The 20,122-nt window shown below is 70.3% G+C and carries 21 protein-coding genes and 1 pseudogene; 6 read left to right on the top strand and 16 right to left on the bottom strand.

Going from position 1 to position 20,122, the window contains the following annotated elements; genetic code table 11:
* The 10 genes and pseudogenes from ACKOQ4_RS17575 to ACKOQ4_RS17530 form a co-directional block, all read right to left on the bottom strand.
* A pseudogene (locus ACKOQ4_RS17575) lies at positions 1-159 on the bottom strand (amidophosphoribosyltransferase); the annotation flags it as partial.
* A 76-nt stretch (positions 160-235) separates the two neighbouring features.
* Entirely contained in the window at positions 236-634 is a 399-nt protein-coding gene (locus tag ACKOQ4_RS17570) for a sterol carrier family protein (RefSeq protein ID WP_526293873.1), read from the bottom strand.
* Entirely contained in the window at positions 631-1,266 is a 636-nt protein-coding gene (locus ACKOQ4_RS17565; protein WP_526293872.1) for an Rv0804 family intramembrane glutamic endopeptidase, read from the bottom strand. The genes ACKOQ4_RS17570 and ACKOQ4_RS17565 overlap by 4 nt, the downstream gene beginning before the upstream one ends.
* Positions 1,263-2,990, bottom strand: coding sequence for an alpha/beta hydrolase (locus tag ACKOQ4_RS17560; protein WP_526293871.1), 1,728 nt, complete (start codon positions 2,988-2,990; stop codon positions 1,263-1,265). Before ACKOQ4_RS17560 ends, ACKOQ4_RS17565 begins: the two co-directional genes overlap by 4 nt.
* Entirely contained in the window at positions 2,987-5,299 is a 2,313-nt protein-coding gene (gene purL / locus ACKOQ4_RS17555) for a phosphoribosylformylglycinamidine synthase subunit PurL (RefSeq protein WP_526293870.1), read from the bottom strand. The genes ACKOQ4_RS17560 and purL overlap by 4 nt, the downstream gene beginning before the upstream one ends.
* A gap of 20 nt (positions 5,300-5,319) precedes the next feature.
* Positions 5,320-5,673 (bottom strand): VOC family protein, encoded by a 354-nt coding sequence (locus tag ACKOQ4_RS17550; protein WP_526293869.1) that lies wholly within the window; start codon positions 5,671-5,673, stop codon positions 5,320-5,322.
* Positions 5,670-6,932 carry a M18 family aminopeptidase gene (locus tag ACKOQ4_RS17545; RefSeq protein WP_526293868.1) on the bottom strand — a complete coding sequence of 421 codons (1,263 nt, stop codon included), beginning with the start codon at positions 6,930-6,932 and terminating at the stop codon, positions 5,670-5,672. The genes ACKOQ4_RS17550 and ACKOQ4_RS17545 overlap by 4 nt, the downstream gene beginning before the upstream one ends.
* Positions 6,933-6,938: 6 nt before the next feature.
* Positions 6,939-7,613, bottom strand: a complete 675-nt coding sequence (purQ, locus tag ACKOQ4_RS17540; protein WP_526293867.1) for a phosphoribosylformylglycinamidine synthase subunit PurQ — start codon at positions 7,611-7,613, stop codon at positions 6,939-6,941.
* The gene (gene purS / locus ACKOQ4_RS17535) at positions 7,610-7,849 is read right to left on the bottom strand and encodes a phosphoribosylformylglycinamidine synthase subunit PurS (RefSeq protein ID WP_526293866.1); all 240 of its coding nucleotides are present in this window, start codon (positions 7,847-7,849) and stop codon (positions 7,610-7,612) included. Before purS ends, purQ begins: the two co-directional genes overlap by 4 nt.
* Positions 7,850-7,898: 49 nt before the next feature.
* Complete coding sequence (locus tag ACKOQ4_RS17530) at positions 7,899-8,552, bottom strand: ATPase (RefSeq protein WP_526293865.1); 654 nt, start codon at positions 8,550-8,552, stop codon at positions 7,899-7,901.
* 33 nt (positions 8,553-8,585) lie between these two features.
* Here ACKOQ4_RS17530 and ACKOQ4_RS17525 point away from each other — a divergent pair, with 33 nt between their 5' ends.
* Both ACKOQ4_RS17525 and ACKOQ4_RS17520 read left to right on the top strand, forming a co-directional pair.
* Positions 8,586-9,236, top strand: a complete 651-nt coding sequence (locus ACKOQ4_RS17525) for an MBL fold metallo-hydrolase (protein WP_526293864.1) — start codon at positions 8,586-8,588, stop codon at positions 9,234-9,236.
* A gap of 2 nt (positions 9,237-9,238) precedes the next feature.
* On the top strand, positions 9,239-10,039 hold the full coding sequence (locus ACKOQ4_RS17520) for an SDR family oxidoreductase (RefSeq protein ID WP_526293863.1): 801 nt from the start codon (positions 9,239-9,241) through the stop codon (positions 10,037-10,039).
* On the opposite strand, the gene ACKOQ4_RS17515 is transcribed toward ACKOQ4_RS17520, so the two are convergent.
* Both ACKOQ4_RS17515 and ACKOQ4_RS17510 read right to left on the bottom strand, forming a co-directional pair.
* Positions 10,036-12,147 carry a S9 family peptidase gene (locus tag ACKOQ4_RS17515; protein WP_526293862.1) on the bottom strand — a complete coding sequence of 704 codons (2,112 nt, stop codon included), beginning with the start codon at positions 12,145-12,147 and terminating at the stop codon, positions 10,036-10,038. The two genes, ACKOQ4_RS17520 and ACKOQ4_RS17515, sit on opposite strands and share 4 nt — an antisense overlap.
* Positions 12,144-13,052, bottom strand: a complete 909-nt coding sequence (locus tag ACKOQ4_RS17510; protein ID WP_526293861.1) for a phosphoribosylaminoimidazolesuccinocarboxamide synthase — start codon at positions 13,050-13,052, stop codon at positions 12,144-12,146. The genes ACKOQ4_RS17515 and ACKOQ4_RS17510 overlap by 4 nt, the downstream gene beginning before the upstream one ends.
* A gap of 51 nt (positions 13,053-13,103) precedes the next feature.
* Between ACKOQ4_RS17510 and ACKOQ4_RS17505 the strand changes: the two genes are divergently transcribed.
* Complete coding sequence (locus ACKOQ4_RS17505) at positions 13,104-13,730, top strand: hypothetical protein (protein ID WP_526293860.1); 627 nt, start codon at positions 13,104-13,106, stop codon at positions 13,728-13,730.
* Between the two features lie 67 nt (positions 13,731-13,797).
* Complete coding sequence (locus tag ACKOQ4_RS17500) at positions 13,798-14,658, top strand: PDDEXK-like endonuclease domain-containing protein (RefSeq protein ID WP_526293859.1); 861 nt, start codon at positions 13,798-13,800, stop codon at positions 14,656-14,658.
* A gap of 35 nt (positions 14,659-14,693) precedes the next feature.
* Here ACKOQ4_RS17500 and purB read toward each other — a convergent pair whose 3' ends face one another.
* Positions 14,694-16,112, bottom strand: a complete 1,419-nt coding sequence (purB, locus tag ACKOQ4_RS17495) for an adenylosuccinate lyase (RefSeq protein WP_526293858.1) — start codon at positions 16,110-16,112, stop codon at positions 14,694-14,696.
* Positions 16,113-16,136: 24 nt separating this feature from the next.
* On the opposite strand from purB, the gene ACKOQ4_RS17490 reads away from it, so the two are divergent.
* The gene (locus ACKOQ4_RS17490; RefSeq protein WP_526293857.1) at positions 16,137-16,862 is read left to right on the top strand and encodes a DUF429 domain-containing protein; all 726 of its coding nucleotides are present in this window, start codon (positions 16,137-16,139) and stop codon (positions 16,860-16,862) included.
* Here the strand turns inward: ACKOQ4_RS17490 and ACKOQ4_RS17485 are convergent.
* A complete protein-coding gene (locus ACKOQ4_RS17485; RefSeq protein WP_526293856.1) occupies positions 16,859-17,845 on the bottom strand; it encodes an SDR family NAD(P)-dependent oxidoreductase in 987 nt (328 codons plus the stop codon). The two genes, ACKOQ4_RS17490 and ACKOQ4_RS17485, sit on opposite strands and share 4 nt — an antisense overlap.
* Positions 17,846-17,847: 2 nt before the next feature.
* Positions 17,848-18,456 carry a TetR/AcrR family transcriptional regulator gene (locus ACKOQ4_RS17480; RefSeq protein ID WP_526293855.1) on the bottom strand — a complete coding sequence of 203 codons (609 nt, stop codon included), beginning with the start codon at positions 18,454-18,456 and terminating at the stop codon, positions 17,848-17,850.
* 125 nt (positions 18,457-18,581) lie between these two features.
* Between ACKOQ4_RS17480 and ACKOQ4_RS17475 the strand changes: the two genes are divergently transcribed.
* A complete protein-coding gene (locus tag ACKOQ4_RS17475) occupies positions 18,582-19,400 on the top strand; it encodes an alpha/beta hydrolase (protein ID WP_526293854.1) in 819 nt (272 codons plus the stop codon).
* A 4-nt stretch (positions 19,401-19,404) separates the two neighbouring features.
* On the opposite strand, the gene ACKOQ4_RS17470 is transcribed toward ACKOQ4_RS17475, so the two are convergent.
* On the bottom strand, positions 19,405-20,122 hold a 718-nt coding region (locus tag ACKOQ4_RS17470; RefSeq protein ID WP_526293853.1), incomplete at its 5' end, for a maleylpyruvate isomerase N-terminal domain-containing protein.

Raw genomic sequence — 20,122 nt, 5'->3', positions numbered from 1 at the left:
CTGCGATCCGTCGGCGACGGCGATGCCGGCCGCCTCCTGGCCGCGGTGCTGCAGCGCGTAGAGGCCGTAGTAGGTGAGTTTGGCGACTTCCTCGCCGGGCGCCCAGACGCCGAAGACGCCGCACTCTTCCCGAGGTTCGTTCTCCAGCTGGCCGGTCACGTTGCTCCCTGGCGGGTCGGGGACTGGCTCAGTCTACGGGCAGTGGCGGCCAAATCGGGAATCCAACCGCGACGTGTCAGGGTCGCTCCGGTGGCGGCAGGGTGACCAGCGGTAACAGCGCTGCGATCTCCCCGGCCCGCGGCCCGGACACACTGAGCCGGCCGTCGGCCACGGCCTCGTCGAACGCCATCAACCCCGTGGCCAGCAGCAGCCAGGTTCGCGGGTCGGTCTCGACGACGTTCGGCGGTGTCCCTCTGGTATGCCTGGGACCCGAAACACATTGCACCGCAACGAAAGGCGGCACCCGGAGCTCCACGCTGGAACCCGGAGCCCGGGCCGCCAGGCTCCGGGCGGTGAGCCGCACCGCCGCGGCCAGGGCGGCCCGGTCCGGCACCGGGGCGTCCCCGTCGCTCAACCACCGGCCCAGCGCGGTGACCGCCGCGAGAAGGTCTCCGGGGTCGGTTCCGCGGCTCATCGGAGGGCCACCGCCGGGCAACGCTGCACCGCCAGCGCCGCAACGGCCCCGGCCTCGTTGACGGCCAGGTGCGCCAGCATCGGAGCCGCAAGGCTGCCGGACCGCTCGGCCAGCAGGGCGAACACCCAGCCCGCCAGTCCGGTCGCCGCCACGGTTCCCAGGATCGGCTCACCGGTGGCGCGGGCGTCGGGGATATGGGTCAATCCGAAAGTCAACGCCTGCAGCAGCCTGCCGCCGGCCGGGCCGAAGGCGTCGGCCGCCAGGGTTGCCAGAGCTCCCCGGAAGGCCGTCTCCTCCGACCAGACCGTGCCGAGCGGGATCTCCACGCCCAGCCAGTGCACCGGACGCTGCGGCAGTTCGCGGCCGGCCATCGCCGCGCGCACCCGGGGAACAGCGGCGCCTGCGGCCACCCCCGCTGCGATGGCACCGGACACCGCACCGCCGAGACGCAGCCCGGATCGCAGCGCCGGTTGCCGTAGGCCCAACGGGGCGCGCGCGGCCAGAGCCAGGGCGGTGCCATAGGCCGCCTGGGCCAGCGGGTGACGCCGCCACGGCTGGTCGAGCCCGGCGGTGAAACTCCAACCCACCAGCGCTGAGGCAATTGCCACGGCGCGAATCTGTTTGCGTTTCAAGCGAACTCCGGCCCACCGGCGGCCATCGACTTCTCCAGCGCGCGCCGGATCCGGTCGGTGTCGAACTGCGTCCACCCCTGCGGTGCGGCGACGGCCACCCACCCGTCTAGTTGGCTGTCGCCGTAGTTGTGGCCGTGGCCGCTCGGCGTTCCGGCCGAGTTGGTCACGTTTCCGGCCATGTCGGCGCTCACCTGCCAGAACGTCACGATGGGATACCAGCGCATCGCCGGACTGCGGTCGAATCCGGCCGGCTCGTCGAGCCAGTCGGGCTTACCGAACAACAGGTCCGGCGACCACCACACCACCGGATCGGAGGCGTGCTGCAGGAACAACACCCGCGTCCCTCTCCAGGGCGGGGAATCGGCGACCGCGGCGATCTCGGCGGGACTGGAGGCCTGGGCGAAGCGCACGGTCCGGCCGTTGTCGTAGCGCGGCTGCACCTCCGGTGTCCCCGGGTCGCGGCGGAGGGTCAGCGCCTTCCACAGATTGCTCGCGTTGGGCGGCCCGACCCACAAGACCGAGGAAAAATCCATCTCCACCACGTCGGGGAGGTATCCGAACGCCCCCTGCCCGGCCATCGCCCCGAGGCTCTCCCCGTACAGGGCGAGCCGGGGCCGGTTCGCCGCCGGCCGCTGCTGCCAGCCGCGGTGGATGGCGTCGACCATGGCCCGGCCGGCCTGCACCGACTTGTCCCGGTCGGCGAGGAAGGAGATCCAACTGGGCAGATACGAGTACTGCATCGCCACCAGGGCGGTGTCGCCGTTGTAGATCGCCTCGATGGATCGTGCCGCCACCGGATCCACCCATCCCGTTCCGGTGGTGGGGATGATGACCAGCAGTTCGCGGTCGAAGGCGCGGGTGCGGTTCAGCTCCGACATCAACACCGCCACCCGGGCCTGCAGGGTGGGCGCGGACTGCAACCCGGCGTAGATGCGGATCGGCTGCTTGGCCGGGCGGCCGTTGATCCGGGACAGCTCGGCGGCGTCCGGACCGGTACCGACGAAGTTGCGGCCCTGGAAACCGAGGGACTCCCACGATGCGAACGACGCTGGCGCACCGGATCTTTCAGGTTGGCGCGGCTGCTGCACACCCGGTCGCGTGGTGGCGTTCTGCGGTTGGAAAACGGCGCTGGCTCCGGCGAGCAGACCTCGCACCAGGACCCCGTTGACCAGCGTGATGATCACCACCACGACGACGGCGGTCCCGATGAACATGGCTACCTCATCGTCGACGTGCCACCGCCGGATCATCAACCTGGCCAGCGTCTTGATGGCGTCCTTGACCAGCCGGGCGGCCCCGATCAGCAACGCGGCCACGACGACGGCCGCGATCACGATCCGCAGGTACGGACCGGTGTCAGGGCCCCGCACCCCGGTCAGCGTCGCGGTCTGCCGCTGCCAGGCCGCAGCGGGCACGACCATGAGCAGGCTCGCCGCGATCGACGCCACCACGGCGGAAACGATCAGCGCCCACCGGACCCGCCGCCTCGGCGGCCACCAGGGACGGCCGCGGAGTACCAGCGACCGGACCAACGCGCCGAGCAGCACCCCGATCCCGTATCCGATCGCCGCATTGATACCACCGATGACGCCGCCCATCACCCAGTCCCGGGGCAGCAGCGACGGCGTCAGAGACAGGCAGAAGAACAGCGCACCGAACACGATCCCGGTGAAGTCGAGGCGCACCAGGCTCCACGCCCAGGCAGCCGCCGACTCCCGAGTCATCCGAACAGCCTGGGCAGCACTCCTTCGGACGTGCTGCGCAGTTCCTCCAGCGTCACGGTGAAAAGTCCCTGTACCTCAACCGAATCCGACTCGGTGTCAGAGACTCCGATCCGGGTCGCGGGCAGGCCGCGGGCTTCGCACATGGCGCGGAACCGGCTCTCCTCGGTGCGGGGAACCGCGACCAGTGCCCGGCCCGACGACTCGGAGAACAACCACACGAACGGATCGGCATCCTCGGGAAGGACCAGCCGGCAACCGGTTTCGCCGGCCAGGCAGGCCTCCACGACCGCCTGGGCCAGCCCGCCCTCGCTGAGGTCGTGGGCGGCCGAGGCCAGTCCGTCGCGCGAGGCGGCGGCGAGAACCTCGGCGAGCAACTTCTCCCGTGACAGATCGACCCCCGGCGGCAGGCCGCCGAGGTGGTCGGCGGTGACCTGTGCCCACACCGACCCGTCGAATTCGTCACGGGTGTCGCCGAGCAGGAACAAGGCCTCCCCGGGTTCGGCGCCCAGCCCGGTCGGCAGTCGGCGTGCCACGTCGTCGATCACACCGAGCACACCCACCACCGGAGTGGGCAGGATCGCCGTCGCACCGGTCTGGTTGTAGAAGCTGACGTTGCCCCCGGTGACCGGAATCCCCAGAGCCGCGCAGCCATCGGCCAGCCCGCGGACCGCCTGCGCGAACTGCCACATGACCGCGGGATCCTCCGGCGAGCCGAAATTCAGGCAGTTGGTCACCGCGATCGGCGTCGCCCCGGTGACCGCGACGTTGCGGTAGGCCTCGGCCAGGGCCAGCTGCGCGCCGGTGTAGGGGTCGAGTTGGGTGTAGCGGCCCGAGGCGTCGGTGGACACCGCGATGCCCCGGCCGGTCCGCTCGTCGATGCGCAGCACACCGCCGTCGGCGTGCTCGGCCAGCACCGTGTTGCCGCGCACGTAGCGGTCGTATTGCTCGGTGATGAACGCCCTGCTGCACAGCTGCGGACTGCCCAGCAGCGCCAGCAGCGTCGCCCGCAGCTCCGGGCCGGTCTCCGGCCGCGCCAGCCGCGCCGAGGTGTCGGCGTTGAGGGCGTCCTGGGTCTCCGGCCGGGCCAGCGGACGCTCGTACACCGGCCCTTCGTGGGCGACGGTGCGGGGCGGCACGTCGACGACGGTCTGGCCCTGCCAGGTGATCTGCAGCCGGTCGCCGTCGGTCACCTCGCCGATCACCGCGGCCAGTACGTCCCATTTACGGCAGACCGCCATGAACTTCTCGACGTTGCCCGGTGCCACCACCGCGCACATCCGCTCCTGGGACTCGCTGGAAAGAATCTCGGCCGGGGTCATATTGGCGGCGCGCAGTGGCACCTTGTCCAGTTCGATCGCCATCCCGCCATCTCCGGCGGAGGCCAATTCCGAAGTCGCGCAGGATAATCCGGCGCCACCGAGGTCCTGGATCCCGACGACCAGTCCGGCGGCGTAGAGCTCCAGGCAGCACTCGATGAGAACCTTCTCCATGAAAGGGTCGCCCACCTGCACACTGGGAAGTTTCTTGCGTCCGGCGCCGCCTTTTCTGAACGGTCCAGCTCCGCCTTCGGCTTCGTGTCCCTCGTCGCCGGAGAAGGTGTCGCTGGCCAGCACCGACACCCCGCCGATACCGTCCAGGCCGGTGCGCGCGCCGAACAGGATGATCTTGTTGCCGGTCCCCGAGGCGAACGCCAGGTGCAGGTCCTGCTTGCGCAGCACGCCGACGCACAGCGCGTTCACCAACGGGTTGCCCGCGTAGGACGGGTCGAACACCGTCTCGCCGCCGATGTTGGGCAGGCCCAGCGAATTGCCGTAGCCACCGATTCCGCGCACCACCCCGTCGAGCACACGGCGGGTGTCGGGCGCCTCGGCGGCGCCGACCCGCAGTTGGTCCATCCCCGCGACCGGGCGCGCGCCCATGGCCATGATGTCGCGGACGATCCCGCCCACCCCGGTTGCCGCGCCCTGGTAGGGCTCGACGTAGGACGGGTGGTTGTGCGATTCGACCTTGAAGGTCACCGCCCATCCGTCGCCGATGTCGACCACGCCGGCGTTCTCCCCGATCCCGGCCAGCATGCCGGCGCGCATCGCGTCGGTGGTGGTCTCACCGAAGTAGCGCAGATGCACCTTGGAGGACTTGTACGAGCAGTGCTCACTCCACATCACCGAGTACATCGCCAGTTCGGCGTCGGTGGGCCGCCGGCCCAGGATGTCGCGGATGCGCTGGTACTCGTCGTCCTTGAGGCCGAGTTCCCGGTAGGGCTGGGGGTGGTCGGGCGTGGCGGATGCGTGCGCGACGCTGTCTATCACGGGGCCAGTCTAGTGAGGGGTCACGGGCGCGGCGCGGCCACGCAGAACGCGTTGCCGTCGGGATCGGCCAGCACCACCCAGCGGAAGCCGCCCTCGACCGAATGCCGACCGGTCTCGGTGGCGCCGAGGTCCGTCAGCCGCCTCACCTCGGCCTCCAGGTCGTCGGTCATGAGGTCCAGGTGCAACCGGTTCTTGCCCGGAGTCGGATCAGCCACGCGCTGGAACCCGAGCGCGGGCCAGCCGTCCCGGGCGACCAGGACGAAGTCGCCGCCGGGCAGGGGCACGACGGACCCGCCCACGGCCCGGGCCCACCAGCCGGCCAGCCGGGGCGGGTCGAGGCAGTCGACGGTGATCATCTCCAGTGTCAGGCTCATCGCGGCTCCAGAAATGCTTGCAGCGCGGCGCTATAGGCCGCGACGTCGGCGGCTCCCATCAGTTCCCGGGCCGAATGCATGGCGAGTTGGGGAGCACCGACATCCACGGTCGGAATGCCGGTGCGGGCGGCGGTCATCGGCCCGATGGTCGATCCGCACGGCAGGTCGGCGCGATGCTCGTAGCGCTGCAGCGGGACACCCGCCTGCCGGCAGGCCAGTTCGAATGCCGCGGCGGTGCGGCTGTCGGTCGCGTAGCGCAGGTTCGGCTGGACCTTCAGCACCGGCCCGCCGTTGACGTAGATCGGGTGCCCCGGTTCGTGGCGTTCCGGGTAGTTCGGGTGGGTCGCGTGTGCCATGTCCCCGGAGACCACCATCGACGCCGTGGCCAGCCGCAGGAAGTCCTCCCGGTCGCCGCCGGCCGACAGCACGATCCGCTCCAGGGTGGTGAGCAGGAACTCCGACTGGGCGCCGTGGTCGGACTGGGAGCCCACCTCCTCGTGGTCGAACAGGGCCAGTACCGGGACGTGCGGTCCGGGCTCGGCGGCCAGCAGCGCCTCCAGCCCGGCGTAGCAGGTGCCCTGGTTGTCCAGCCGCGGTGCGCTGACCAGGTCCTTCTCGGCCCCGATCAGGCAGGACGGTTCGAGGACATGGGTCATCAGGTCCGCGGAGAGCAGGTCACCGGGCGCCACCCCCGACCGCTCGGCGACCCAGCGGTGCACGGACCGGGGGCGGTCCCCGGCACCCCACACCGCATTGACGTGGCGTTGCGGGCTGAGGCTGACCGAGTTGCGATCCTCGGCCAGATGGATCGCCAGTTGGGGCACGCGCAGCAGCGGTTCGTCGAACCGCACCATCCGGTGCTCGAGGCGGCCGTGCTTGTCGCGCAGGGAGATTCGGCCGCTGAGTCCCAGATCGCGGTCCAGCCACGAGTTCAGCCAGGCACCGCCGTAGGGCTGCAGCGCGACCACCTGCCAGCCCGACACCGCCAGATCCGGATGCTGTTTGACCCGCAGGTTGGGGCTGTCGGTGTGGCCGCCGACTATCCGGAACCCCCTCGCCCGCCCGGTGCCGTTCCAGGCGATCAGCGACCCCGCCCGCACGGTGAAGAACCGGCCGGCGGCATCGGTCCAGCGGTCGGTCTCGGCGAGTTCGGCGTAGCCGGCGTCGCGCAGCCGTCCGGCCACCGTCGCGCACACGTGGAACGGCGACGGGGACGCGTCGACGAACTCACACAGCCCGGTTGCGGTCGCCCCGGTCATGGGTGGTCAGACAGCCAGCACGGCGTCGATTGCGGAGTAGAACATTCCCAGCCCGTCGTCCGAGGGCCCGGTCAGCGCCTCGGTGGCGTGTTCAGGGTGCGGCATCAGCCCCACCACCCTGCCGTCGGCCGAGCTGACGCCGGCGATGTCACGCATGGAGCCGTTGGGGTTGTCGGCGTAGCGGAAGACCACCCGGCCCTCGCCCTCGAGTTCGTCGAGCACCGATTCGCTTGCGACATAACGTCCTTCGCCCGACTTCAGCGGCACCAGCAGTTCGGCCCCCCACTCGTAGCGGGCGGTCCAGGCAGAGGTTATCGAGTCGACTTTGAGCCAGACGTCGCGGCAGATGAAGTGCAGACCCGCGTTGCGGGTCAACGCGCCGGGCAGCAGGCCGGCCTCGCACAGGATCTGGAAACCGTTGCAGATGCCCAGCACCGGCATGCCGCGACCGGCCGCGGCGATCACCTCGCCCATCACCGGAGCGAACTTGGCGATCGCCCCGCAGCGCAGGTAGTCGCCGTAGGAGAAGCCCCCCGGAACGATCACGGCGTCGACCTTCTTCAGGTCGGCGTCGCCGTGCCACAGGCTGACCGCCTCGGCGCCGGCCAGCCGCACCGCACGGGCGGCGTCGACGTCGTCGAGGCTGCCCGGGAAGGTGATGATCCCGACCCGGGCGGTCACGGGCGTTCCCTGGTGACCGACCAGTCCTCGATGACGGTGTTGGCCAGCAGCGACTCGGCGATGTCGGCCAACTCGTCGTCGGTGACCGTCTCGTCGACCTGAAGTTCGAAGCGCTTGCCCTGGCGGACCTGCGAGACACCGGGGTGGCCCAGCCGACCCAGCGCGCCCACGATGGCCTGGCCCTGCGGGTCGAGGATCTCGGCCTTCGGCATCACGGTGACAACTACCCGGGGCACGGGTCTCCTAAGGTCGACGGATGGTGCGGCGCCGATCCTACCGGTGCGATCACGGGCAGGAGTCGACGTAGGCGGTGCACAACGGCGCGCCGAGCGCGTCGAGGACCGCCGACTCGCTGACAGCGGGCCAGGGCGTCTGGGCGGGCCCGTCGGTCCAGAGCGCCAGTTCGGTCATCGTGCTGTTGATCGGGTCGGCGAGCAGGTACTGGTGCAGGACGACCGGCCCGCTGACCGCGCCGGCCAACCGTTCGGGCTGGTCGAGGGTCAGCGACGGCGAGGCCGCCGGGTTGGTCGCCTGGCAGGCCCGCAGTGCGGCAACCGCCGCGGCGAACGCGTCCCGCACCAGCTGACCACCCCGCCAGGTCTCGCCGCGGGGAGAGTGGCAGCTGCAGGCCCAGGTGCTGCACTGGCGCGGCGAGGAGACCTGCGCCCGCTCGGCGACCGCGTAGCTGCGCGGGTCCCCGGCGGCGGCGGGGGTGGCGCACAGGTGCTCGCACCGGAAGCGGGGTGGGCGGGACGTGACGGCCAGACCGGCGAGCCGGGGCCAGGAGTAGACGGCGTTGAGCGGAATGGCCGCCGGCGCGATCCACGCGGCCTCCGGGATCCGGTCGCAGTCCGGCGGGCAGGTGGTGGCCGGCTCGGCCGATGCCGGTGCGGCGCTCAGGCAGGACGCCACCACCACCGATGTGAGGGCCATCCGCATACCGCCGCCTCCTGTGCGCGCACAATCGTAAGCATGGAGTTGACGCATTTCGGTCATTCATGCCTGCTCGCGGAGTTCGGTGTCCCGGGCGGTCCGGCGCGGCTGCTGTTCGATCCGGGTACCTTCTCGCACGGCTTCGAGGGCATCACCGGGCTGTCGGCGATCCTGATCACCCACCAGCATCCCGATCACGCCGACCCGCAACGACTGCCGGCGCTGGTGGCGGCCAACCCGCAGGCCGAGTTGTACGCCGACCCGCAGACCGCGGCGATGCTCGGCGGGGAGTGGCAGGCGGTGAACGCCGGCGACGAGTTCACCGTCGGCGGCGTGCGGGTCCGCGGCGCCGGCGGGCGGCACGCGGTCATCCACCCGGAGATCCCGGTTATCGACAACATCTCCTATCTCCTCGGCGACGACGAGCACCCGGCGAAGCTGATGCATCCCGGGGACGCGCTGTTCGTGCCGGACGAGCCGGTGGAGGTGCTGGCCGCCCCGGCCGCGGCGCCGTGGATGAAGATCTCCGAGGCCGTCGACTACCTGCGGGCGGTGGCTCCCGAGCACGCCGTGCCGATCCACCACGGCATCATCGCCCCCCAGGCGCGCGGAATCTTCTTCGGGCGACTGACCGAGATGTGCTCCACCGACTTTCGGGTGCTGGCGGAAGAACGATCGGAGCGGTTCTGACGATGAGCGCAGCGGATCTGGAACGGCTGTTCGGACTGGGCGGCAGGACCGCTCTGGTGACCGGCGGCACCCGCGGGATCGGGATGATGATCGCCCGCGGACTCCTGCAGGCCGGGGCGCGGGTGGTGGTCAGTTCGCGCAAGGCCGACGCGGTCGACGCCGCGGTGGCCGCACTGTCGCAGTTCGGACCGGTCAGCGGAGTCGCGGCCGATCTGTCCCGCCGGGACGAGTGCCGGCGGTTGGCCGCCGAGGCTCTCGCCGATCGCGACTGCCTGGACATCCTGGTGAACAACGCCGGGGCCACCTGGGGTGAGCAGCTGGAGAGTTTTCCCGCCTCGGCCTGGGATCGTGTCCTGGATCTCAACGTCAAGGCGCCCTTCTGGATGGTCCAGGAGCTGCTGCCCGCGTTGCGCCGGGCCGGCACCGCGGACCACCCGGCGCGGATCATCAACATCGGCAGCATCGACGGGATCCAGGTCAGCCCGATGCCGACCTACTCGTATTCCGCGAGCAAGGCGGCCATCCACCAGCTGACCCGGGTTCTCGCCAAAGAGCTTGGCCCGCAGCACATCACCGTCAACGCGATAGCACCGGGCCCCTTCCCCTCGAAGATGATGGCCGCGACACTGGACGCCTTCGGGGAGGCGATCGCCGCCGCTGCGCCGATGCGGCGGATCGGCCGCGACGACGACATGGCCGGGATCGCGATCTACCTCGCCGGCCGGGCCGGTTCGTATGTCAACGGAGCGATCATCCCGGTCGACGGCGGAATCGCGACGACGGCCAGTGGGACCGGTCGCTAACCGGCGCCGGCGCCGAAACGCTCCGGATCGGCGGTCGCCAGCAGCCAGGCGAACTGGAAGGCCGCTTCCTTCCAGCGCTCGTAGCGGCCGCTGATTCCGCCGTGCCCGGCGGCCATCTGGGTGCGCAGCAGGACCGGCTGCGGATCGGTCTTGGCATGACGGAGTGCGGCAACCCATTTGGCCGGTTCCACGTAGAACACCCGGGTGTCGTTCAGCGATGTCATCGCCAGAATGGCCGGGTACTCCTTGGCCTCGACGTTCTCATACGGCGAGTAGGACTTCATGTAGAAGTAGACGTCGCTGTCCTCCAGCGGATTTCCCCATTCGTCCCACTCGGTCACCGTCAGCGGCAGCGACGGGTCCAGGATCGTGGTCAGCGGATCGACGAACGGCACCTGGGCCAGAATCCCGGCGAACAGGTCAGGCGCCATGTTGGCCACCGCACCCATCAGCAGTCCACCGGCGCTGCCGCCGAGGGCCACCAGGTTGCGCGGCCGGGTCAGACCTGAATCGACGAGATGGCGCGCGGCGGCGATGAAGTCCGTGAAGGTGTTCTTCTTGTCCAGCATCTTGCCGCGCTCGTACCACAGCCGGCCCATCTCGCCGCCGCCTCGGATATGCGCGATGGCGAACACCGCTCCGCGGTCGAGCAACGACAGCCTGGCGACGGAGAAGCGGGGATCCTCACTGGACTCATAGGCGCCGTAGCCGTAAAGGACCGTGGGGGCGGGGAACTCGCAATCCGCGCGGTACATCAGTGAGATCGGGATCCGGGTGCCGTCCTCGGCCACCGCCCAGTCCCGACGCTCCACATAGTCCTCGCGGCGATAGCCGCCCAGCACCGGCTGTTCCCGCAGCAGGGTGCGCTCCCCGGTGCCGAGATTGACGTCGTATATCCGCATCGGGGTCAGAAACGAGGTGGCGCCGATCCGAAGCCGGGGGGAATCCCAGTTGGGATTCCCGCCCAGACCACACGCCATCAGTTCGGAATCGAAGGTGATGTCCTCCGGCGTGCCGTAGCCCCGGCCGGGGATCAGGCGCCACAGCTGCAGCTTCGGCAGGGCGTCCCTGCGGTAGTGCAGAACGAACTGCCCGGCGAAGGCGTCCACACCCTCCAGCCGGACGTCGTCGCGCGCGGGTACCAGGGTCCGCTGGGTGGTCGGGTCTCCGACCGGGGCTTCGACCAGAGTGAAGTTCGGAGCGGCGTCGTTGTGCAGGATCAGGAAACGGTCCTCGCCGTCGACGACGATGTGGTCCACCGTGTACTCGACACCCTCACGGCGGGGCAGCACCGTGGTGAACCCCGCGTGCGGATCCGAGGCGTCGGCGACCCGGACCTCGGAGGTGATCGCCGAGCCGGCGGCGATGACGATGAAGGCGTCGCTTCGGGTCCGCCCCACGCCGACCCAGAACCGTTCATCGGGCTCGTTGAACACCTGCTCGTCGGCGCCGTCGTGGCCGAGCCGGTGACGCCATACGGTGTCCGGCCGCCAGGACTGGTCGACGGTGGTGTAGTACACGCAGGCGCTGTCGGTCGCCCAGGTGATGCCCGCGGCGATTCCCTCGATGCGGTCCGGATACAGCTCGCCGCTGCGTAAGTCCTTGAACCGCAGGGTGTACCGCTCATCGCCGACCACGTCGACGGAGTAGGCCAGGATGTTGCCGTCCGGGCTGACGCTGGCCGCCCCGACGGCGAAGTAGCCGTGGCCGTCGGCTTCGAGGTTCTCGTCGAGCAGCACCTGCTCGCCCGGGATGGCGGTGTGCTCGTCGAGCGCAGGGGGATCCCAGTCATCGGGTCCCGAAATCGGGCAGCGGCAGTGCACGCCGTACTGCTTGCCCTCGAAACTCCGGCCGTAGTACCACCAGTCCCGGCGGCGCAGTGGGACCGAGAGGTCGGTCTCTTTGGTTCGCGCCTTGATCTCGTCGAAGATCTGTTGGCGCAACGGTTCCTGGTAGGCCGTCATCTCCTCGACGTGGGCGTTCTCCGCCTCGAGGTGGGCGATGACCTCCGGATCGGACTTCTCGCGCATCCACTCGTAGGGGTCGACGAAGACGTCGTCGTGGTGGACCCGGGTGACCTCGATCCGCTTGGGCGCCGGGCCGGTCACCGGGCGTCGACCCCGAGCCAGTCGTCGAATGTCAGACCCGAAATACGCTCGTATGCCTCGACATAGCGCGCGCGGGTGGCGTCGACGATGTCGGCGGGAAGCGGTGGCGGCGGCTGCGAGCCGTGCCGATCCCAGCCGGACTCCGGCCCGGTCAGCCAATTTCGGACGAACTGCTTGTCGAAGCTCGGCTGCACCACGCCCTCCCGGTATGTGTCAGCCGGCCAGTAGCGCGAGGAGTCGGGGGTGAACACCTCGTCGGCGAGCAGCAGTCGGCCCTCGCCGTCGGCGCCGAACTCGAACTTGGTGTCGGCGATGATGATCCCTCTGCTCGACGCGTGGTCGGCGGCCAGTCGGTAGGTCTGCAGCGTCATCTCACGCAACTGCTCGGCGCGGTCGGCTCCGACGAGGTCCACGACCCGCCCGAACGAGATGTTCTCGTCGTGTGCGCCGAGCTCGGCCTTCGTCGCCGGCGTGAACAGCGGCTGGTCGAACCTGCTGGCCTCGACCAGGCCGGCGGGCAGGTCGATTCCGCACACCGCGCCGGTGCGCTGGTAGTCCAGCAGTCCCGAGCCGGTGAGGTAGCCCCGCGCGACGCACTCGACGGGCATCATGTCGAGCCGGCGCACCACCAGCGCGCGCCCGAGTACGTCGGCGGGGATGCGGGGGTCGTCCGGAGGTCCGGCAAGGTGGTTGGGCGGTCCGCCGCGATCGGTGACGAGGCCGAAGAAGAACACGCTCATCGCGGTGAGGATGCGCCCCTTGTCCGGAATCACGGTGTCGAGGATGTAGTCGAAGGCCGAGATGCGGTCGGTGGCGACGAGGAGCAGGTGGTCGGCGTCGACGCGGTAGATCTCGCGGACTTTGCCGCTGGCCAGGTGTTGATAGTCGGACAGGGCGGGACGCACCGCGTCAGCCTATCGGCCGCCCGCGCGGCCTTCTGTGCTGGGATCGAACCCATGAAGTCGCGATTTCTGCCCTACGCCACCACCCCGGCCCGGCTGACCGCCCAGTTGATCAGCGACCTGCTGGTCGCCGCGTGGCTGACGGTCTGGGTTCTGGTGGGCATCGCCGTCCACCACGCCATCGCCGCGATCGCCCACGTGGGCACCCAGGTCAAGGACGGCGCCACCGGGATCTCCGACAACCTCAACTCCGCCGGCGACAGCGCCGACCGCATCCCGCTGGTGGGCGACACGGTGGCCAAACCGCTGCGCGCCGCCAGCGAGGCGGCGCTGGATCTGGCCGGGGCCGGACAGAACCTCAACTCCACGGCCACCTGGCTGGCGGTACTGCTGGCGATCGCGGTGGCCGCCCCGCCCATCCTGGCGGTCGGCATGCCGTGGCTGTTCCTGCGCGTCCGGTTCTTCCGCCGCAAGTGGACGGTGATCGCGCTGGCGCAGACCCCGGCCGGCGAGCAACTGCTGGCCCTTCGGGCGCTGGCCAACCGGCCGCTGCGCAGGCTCACGGAGGTCAGCGACGACCCGGTCGGGGCCTGGCGCGCGCAGGACCCGGCCGCGGTGCGGGGACTGGCCGCGCTGGAATTGCGCTCGGCAGGCGTGGCCCGGGTGACTTCGGTGCGCTAGCGAGCGCTCAGCGCACGCCAGTGCACCAAACGGAACCGATTGGCCCGCTTGGCCGTCCAACCCCTATGTGATCGAGAACTATCTGCGCCGCCACGACGGCGTCATCACGCTTGATCAGGCCAGGCGGGCGGGGCTCAGCGAGTATTCAGTCCGCCGCAAAGTGCGCAAGGGTCAATGGCGCCGCTGTGGCACCGGGGTGTATTTCGCCGACGACCGACCCTTCACCTCCGCCGCGCGACTGCGGGCGGCGGTATGGGGTCGCGGTTCCCACGCCGTCGCCAGCGGACTGGCTGCCGCCTGGTGGCTGGGCCTGATGAACCTCGAGCCACGGATGATCGAAGTCACGGTGCCCCGCACCGCCAGCGGTCGAGCTCCCGCCGGCGTCAGACTGCGCAGGCGGGACCTCGATGAGCAGGACATCGTCGAGGATCGTGGCCTGCGCGTGACGGGCTTGGCGCTGACGGTGTTGGAGGCCTCGGCCCGCCGGGGCGGTGGACCCAAGATCATGGACTCCGCACTGCAACGTCGTGTCCGCCTGGAGGATCTGCAGCGAGCACACCTGCGCAATCGCGGTCGATGGGGCGCAGTCCCCGCGCGGCGACTGCTCGAAGCCGCCGCGGGCGGAGCACGCTCGGAAGCCGAGCGCTTGTTGATTGAACTGCTGCACGCCGCGGGGATCACCGGCTGGCAGGCCAATTACCGCGCGGGCCCCTATTCGATCGACGTCGCTTTCCCGGATCAGCGCGTGGCGATCGAAATCGACGGCTGGGCGTTCCACAGCGATCGGGAAGCGTTCCAGAACGACCGCACGCGGCAGAACTGGCTCGCCCTGCAGGGCTGGCAGGTGCTGCGGTTCACCTGGCTGGACATCACGCAACACCCGCAGCGCGTCCTCGCTGCCATCCGCGCCGCGATTTCGGTGCGCTGACGAGCGCTGGGCGCACGCAAATGCACCGAACCCGGCTAGAGGATCGCCCCGGGGGTGTAGCGGGCGGCCTCCGGGTAGGCCCGCACGAGGTCCTCGACAGCGGCCACGACCGCGTCCACCTGCGACCCCGCGGCGCCGGTGAACGACCGCCGGTCGGCCAGGGCGGCGTCCAGCGCCGCCCGGTCCAGCGGAAGGCGCGGGTCGGCGGCCAGGCGGTCGAGCAGGTCGGGTTCGGTGCCGCGTTCCCGCATGGCCAGCGCGACCGCCACCGCGTGCTCCTTGATGACCTCGTGCGCGGCCTCCCGGCCCATGCCGGCCCGTACCGCCGCGATGAGGATCTTCGTGGTGGCCAGGAACGGCAGATAGCGGTCCAGCTCGCGCTGGATGACCGCCGGGTAGGCGCCGAATTCGGCGAGCACGGTCAGGAACGTCTCGATCTGTCCGTCGACGGCGAAGAACGCATCGGGTAGTGCCACCCTGCGCACCACCGAGCAGAAGACGTCACCCTCATTCCATTGCGCCCCAGCCAGTTCCGCGACCATCGACGCATATCCGCGCAACACCACCTGCAGGCCGTTGACCCGTTCACAGCTGCGGGTGTTCATCTTGTGCGGCATGGCCGAGGAGCCCACCTGGCCGGCCGCGAAGCCCTCGGTGACCAGTTCGTGGCCGGCCATCAGCCGGATGGTGTGCGCCAGCGACGAGGGTCCGGCCCCGAGTTGCACCAGGGCGGAAACCACGTCGTAGTCCAGGGATCTGGGGTAGACCTGCCCGACGCTGTCGAGCACCGCGGTGAAGCCGAGGTGGGCGGCGACTCGGCGTTCGAGTTCGGCCAGCCGCGCGGTGTCGCCGTCGAACAGGTCGAGCATGTCCTGGCCGGTGCCCATCGGACCCTTGATGCCGCGCAGCGGGTAGCGGCCGAGCAGCTCCCGGATGCGGGTCAGCGCCAGCAGCGTCTCCTCGGCCGCCGAGGCGAACCGCTTGCCGAGCGTGGTGGCCTGCGCGGCGACGTTGTGACTGCGGCCGGCCATCACCGTGTCGCGGTAGGTGACGGCCCGCTCGGCCAGCCGGGCCGCGACCGCCACACCGTGGGCGTGCACCAGTTCCAGCGACTGGCGGATCTGCAACTGCTCGACGTTCTCGGTGAGGTCGCGGCTGGTCATTCCCTTGTGCACATGCTCGTGGCCGGCCAGCGCGTTGAACTCCTCGATGCGGGCCTTGACGTCGTGACGCAGCACCCGCTCCCGGGCCGCGATCGAGTCCAGGTCGATACGGTCCAGCACCCGCTCGTAGTCGGCCAGCGCGGTCTCGGGCACCTCGACGCCGAGTTCGCGCTGCGCTCGCAGCACGGCCAGCCACAGCCGGCGCTCCGCGCGGATCTTCGACTCCGGTGACCAGATCGCCACCATGTCGGCGCTGGCGTAGCGACTGGCCAGGACGTTGGGAACGGTCACGGGGAGAAGCTTACGGTTTGACCTGTGTACTACGTCGGAGTCGACCTGGCCTGGGGCCGACGCAGTCCGACGGGAGTGGCCGCACTCGACGGCGCCGGGAGGCTGCGCCACGTCGGGGTGGCCGGCGGTGACGACGACCTGATCGCCCAGCTGCGGCCCTACGTCGCCGGCGACTGCGTGGTGGCCGTCGACGCGCCCCTGGTGGTGACCAACCCCAGCGGCAACCGGCCGTGCGAGGCGGCGCTGAACCGGGATTTCCGCCGCTTCGAGGCAGGGGCGCACCCGGCGAATACCGGACTGCCCTGGTTCGCCGACGGAGGCCGGGGCGCCCGGCTGTGCACCACGCTGGACCTGGATCTCGACCCGGGATCAGCGGCCAGGCGGCGCGCCGTAGAGGTCTACCCGCACGCCGCGAGCATCGTGCTGTTCGGCCTCGGCACCACGCTGAAGTACAAACAGAAGCCGGGTCGCGACTTCCCGCAGCTGCAGTCGGAGTTGTTGCGGCTCATGGGTTTTCTCGAGGCGCTACCCGACCTCGACGTCGCCGACCACCCGGGTTGGGCAGAGCTGAGCGACACCGTCACCGGCGCGACTCGCAAGGTGCACCTACGGGCCGCCGAGGATCCGGTCGACGCGGTGCTGTGCGCCTACATCGCGCGCTACGCCGCCGAGCGCCCGGACGAGGTGACGGTCTACGGCGACGTCGCGACGGGGTGCATCGTCACACCCGCGATACGGGACGGAGGCTAGGTCCAGGCTTTCGAGGTGCCGGTCAGTTCGCTGACCTTCTGCAGGAAGCGCCGAACCTTGGCCGGGTTCTCCCGGCGCTGCCAGCCGAAGGTCGTCGGCCGCTGCGCGCGGTCGTGCCAGAAGTGCCCGGGCTTGGACTGCGGTCGGGTGGCCACCAGCCAGACCGCGGTGTCGGCACCGTCGGCGAGCTCCCGCAGCAGCGGCTTGGTGATGACCCGGAAGCGGGGCAGGTATTCGGCGACCCCGGGGGTGTCGACCCAACCCGGATGCATGCTCTCCACTTTGACGCCGGTTCGGGCCAGGCGGTGCGCCCAGGCGTCGGCCAGCACCACCTGCATGCGCTTGGTGCGGGCGTAGGTCCGCACCCCGTTGTAGTCGCGGCTGGACTCCAGATCGTCGAGCGTCAGAGGCGCGCTGTACATCCCGCCCGAGGATACGAACACCACCGAGGCGCCGCGGGTGGCGCGCAGCAGCGGCAGCAGTCGCTCGGTCATCAGGTGCGGGCCGAGGATGTGCGTCGCCAGTTGCAGTTCGTGGCCCTGAGGGGTGACCGAACGGTCCTTGGGCATCAGCCCGGCGTTGTGCACCAGCCCGTCCAGAGCCGGCACCCGGCTGGCGAAGTCCGCGGTCCAGTTCCGCACCGCCTCGAGGTCGGAGACGTCGCACACCTCGGCCACCAGTTCGGCGCCGGGCACCTCCCGGCTTATCTCGGCGACGCAGCGGCGCACCTTTTCCGGGTTGCGCCCGAGCAGGTGCACGGTCGCGCCCAGCCGGGCGAACGCCCGGGCCATCTCCAGGCCGATCCCCGCGGTGGCTCCGGTCACCACGACCCGCTTACCGACCAGTGCGTCGGGCGCCGGGTCCGCCGGCCACCAGCGGCGCCGAAGTCCGGAGCCGATCCGGGTGTAGCCGAGCACCAGCGCCCGGTCCATCGCCCCGTCGAGAAGCCCGGTCACCGGTCGGGTGACATCAGAGAGACCCACGGTCAGATCAGGTCGTCGATGGGCGCGAGAACGTCGATCACATCAACAAGGGTGGCACGAACGCTCTCCCGGGGACCATCGCGGTCGTCGACCAGCGCCGAGACCACCGCACCGTCGACGGCGTAGAGCAACGCCGTCATCATGTCGACCCTGGCCCGCCGGCCCGACCGCGACATCGCCTCGCCGACCGCGGCGACCCGATGCTGCAGCAGTCGGCGCTCGACGCCGCGCATCGCGGGATGGCGGGCGCACGCGATGTAGCGCTCGTAGCGGGAGATCAACTGCTCGCGCCGCGGTTCTCCGGCGAGCAGGTCGACAAGCAGATCGGCGGCCGCCTCCGCACCTCGCCGCCGCCGGGGCAGAGTCTTGACCCGGTCCCGCAACTGGTTCACCTCGATCGCGCCCAGGTAGTCGACGGCCGTCTCGATCAACTCATCCAGCGTGGAGAAGTAATAGGTGGTCGATGCCAACGGCAGGCCGGCCCGCTCCGCGACGGCACGGTGGGTGACTGCCTCGAATCCGCCCTCGCACAATAAATCCGCAGCCGCGCACACGAGCGCATATCTGCGTCGCTCCCCCTTCGGTGTCACCGCTGCGGTCACCGATGCCATGCTGCCAGCACCACCGCGGGCCGGATCGCGGTTTGCCCGAAGTGGTCGGTTCTTTCAACGGATTTCGTCCGGCCGACCGACGGTATTGCGGGGCAGTATTGCGGGGGCAATGGCAGGATTGCCGGATGCCTGATGTGAACCGGCGCTCAGCGCTGCGACTGGGTGCCGGTGTAGCCGGAGCCGTCGCATTCGGCACTCGTGCCACAACGGCACCAGCCGTCGCGGACCAGTCGCAACCGACGATGGTCACCGGCACCTTCGTCTCAGCCGCCCGCGGCGGCATCCCGACCGACTGGGCGATCGCCCGTCCACCCGGCCAGACCGGGTCGCTGCGTCCGTTGATCGCGCTGCACGGCAAGGGCAGCAGCGCGGCGGCGGTGATGGCCGGTGGCGTCGAGGGCGGACTCGCGCAGGCCGTGGCCGCCGGTCTGCCGCCGTTCGCGGTGGTCGCGGTCGACGGCGGCGGCAGCTACTGGCATCGTCGCGCCTCCGGCGAGGACGCCGGAGCGATGGTCACCGGCGAACTCATCCCGATGCTCGCTCAGCAGGGCCTGGACACCTCGAGGGTGGGCTTCATCGGGTGGTCGATGGGCGGCTACGGTGCGCTGCTGCTCGGCGCCCGGCTCGGGCCGTCGCGTACCGCCGCCATCTGCGCGGTGAGCCCCGCGCTGTGGCTGTCGCCGGAGGCGGCCGCCCCGGGGGCCTTCGACGGCCCCGCCGACTTCGCCGCCAACAGTGTGTTCGGCCTGCCGGCTCTCGGGGCGATTCCGCTGCGGATCGATTGCGGTGAGAGCGATCCGTTCTACTCCGCGACCAAGGCGTTCATCGCCCAGCTGCCCAACCCGCCGGCCGGCGGCTTCTCACCGGGTGGACACGACGGCGGCTTCTGGAGCGCGCAACTGCCCGCCGAGATCGCCTGGATGGCTCCGCTGCTGACGGCCTGACCGCTCAGACGATGTCGACGGTGTTGAGGAACCGCGTCGCGTAGTCGACGTCTCCGGTCACATCGACGTCGCACTCGCGCCAGCCCGCACGTCGGGTTCCCCACACCGGGAATTGCGGCGCCACAGCGGTGATCCGGGCCGACACCGACCCGGCGTCACCCGGTGTGACCGAGCCGGAGCTCGCGACGACCCAGCAGCCCCCACCGGGACCGGCGAGGGTGATCGACAGCGGCCGGTCCAGCCAGGCCGGCCGGTCGTTCGTCAGTTGGATGGACAGCACCGCCATCATCCACTCCAGCACGGTCGCCATCCGGTTGGCGTCGGTTGCGGGCGCTTGGAGCCCCAGTGCCGGAGCCATGTCGTGGCGCAGGTGGGTGTGGTGGTCGAAGACCGCCGCCGCGAGCAGAAGCCGGAGGGGAAAGCGCCCGAGTTCGGCGAGCGGCACGCGCAACCGGCCCAGCGGAGTGCGCACGACCGTTGGCATGACCGTTCCGAAAAGCCCGCTCCAACGGCGATATTCGGCCAGCACCTGTTCGGAGTTGCGATCACGGCGGGCGTCGACCAGCTGATCGCTGGCCCGCTCGATGCTCTCCGCGCGCATCAGCGTGACCACCGACGGGGTGAACACGGCGCGGCACCCCGACGCCATGTGCGCGACGACGTCGGTGATGCTCCATCCCTGCGCCCGGCTGTCCATTCGCCAGTCCGCCGGTCCCAGCGAC

The sequence above is a fragment of the Mycobacterium sp. genome (assembly GCF_046095365.1).
In the GTDB taxonomy this organism is placed as follows: domain Bacteria; phylum Actinomycetota; class Actinomycetes; order Mycobacteriales; family Mycobacteriaceae; genus Mycobacterium.
Note: the sequence above shows the minus strand (reverse complement) of the source record. Positions and strands in the feature narration are given on the sequence as shown.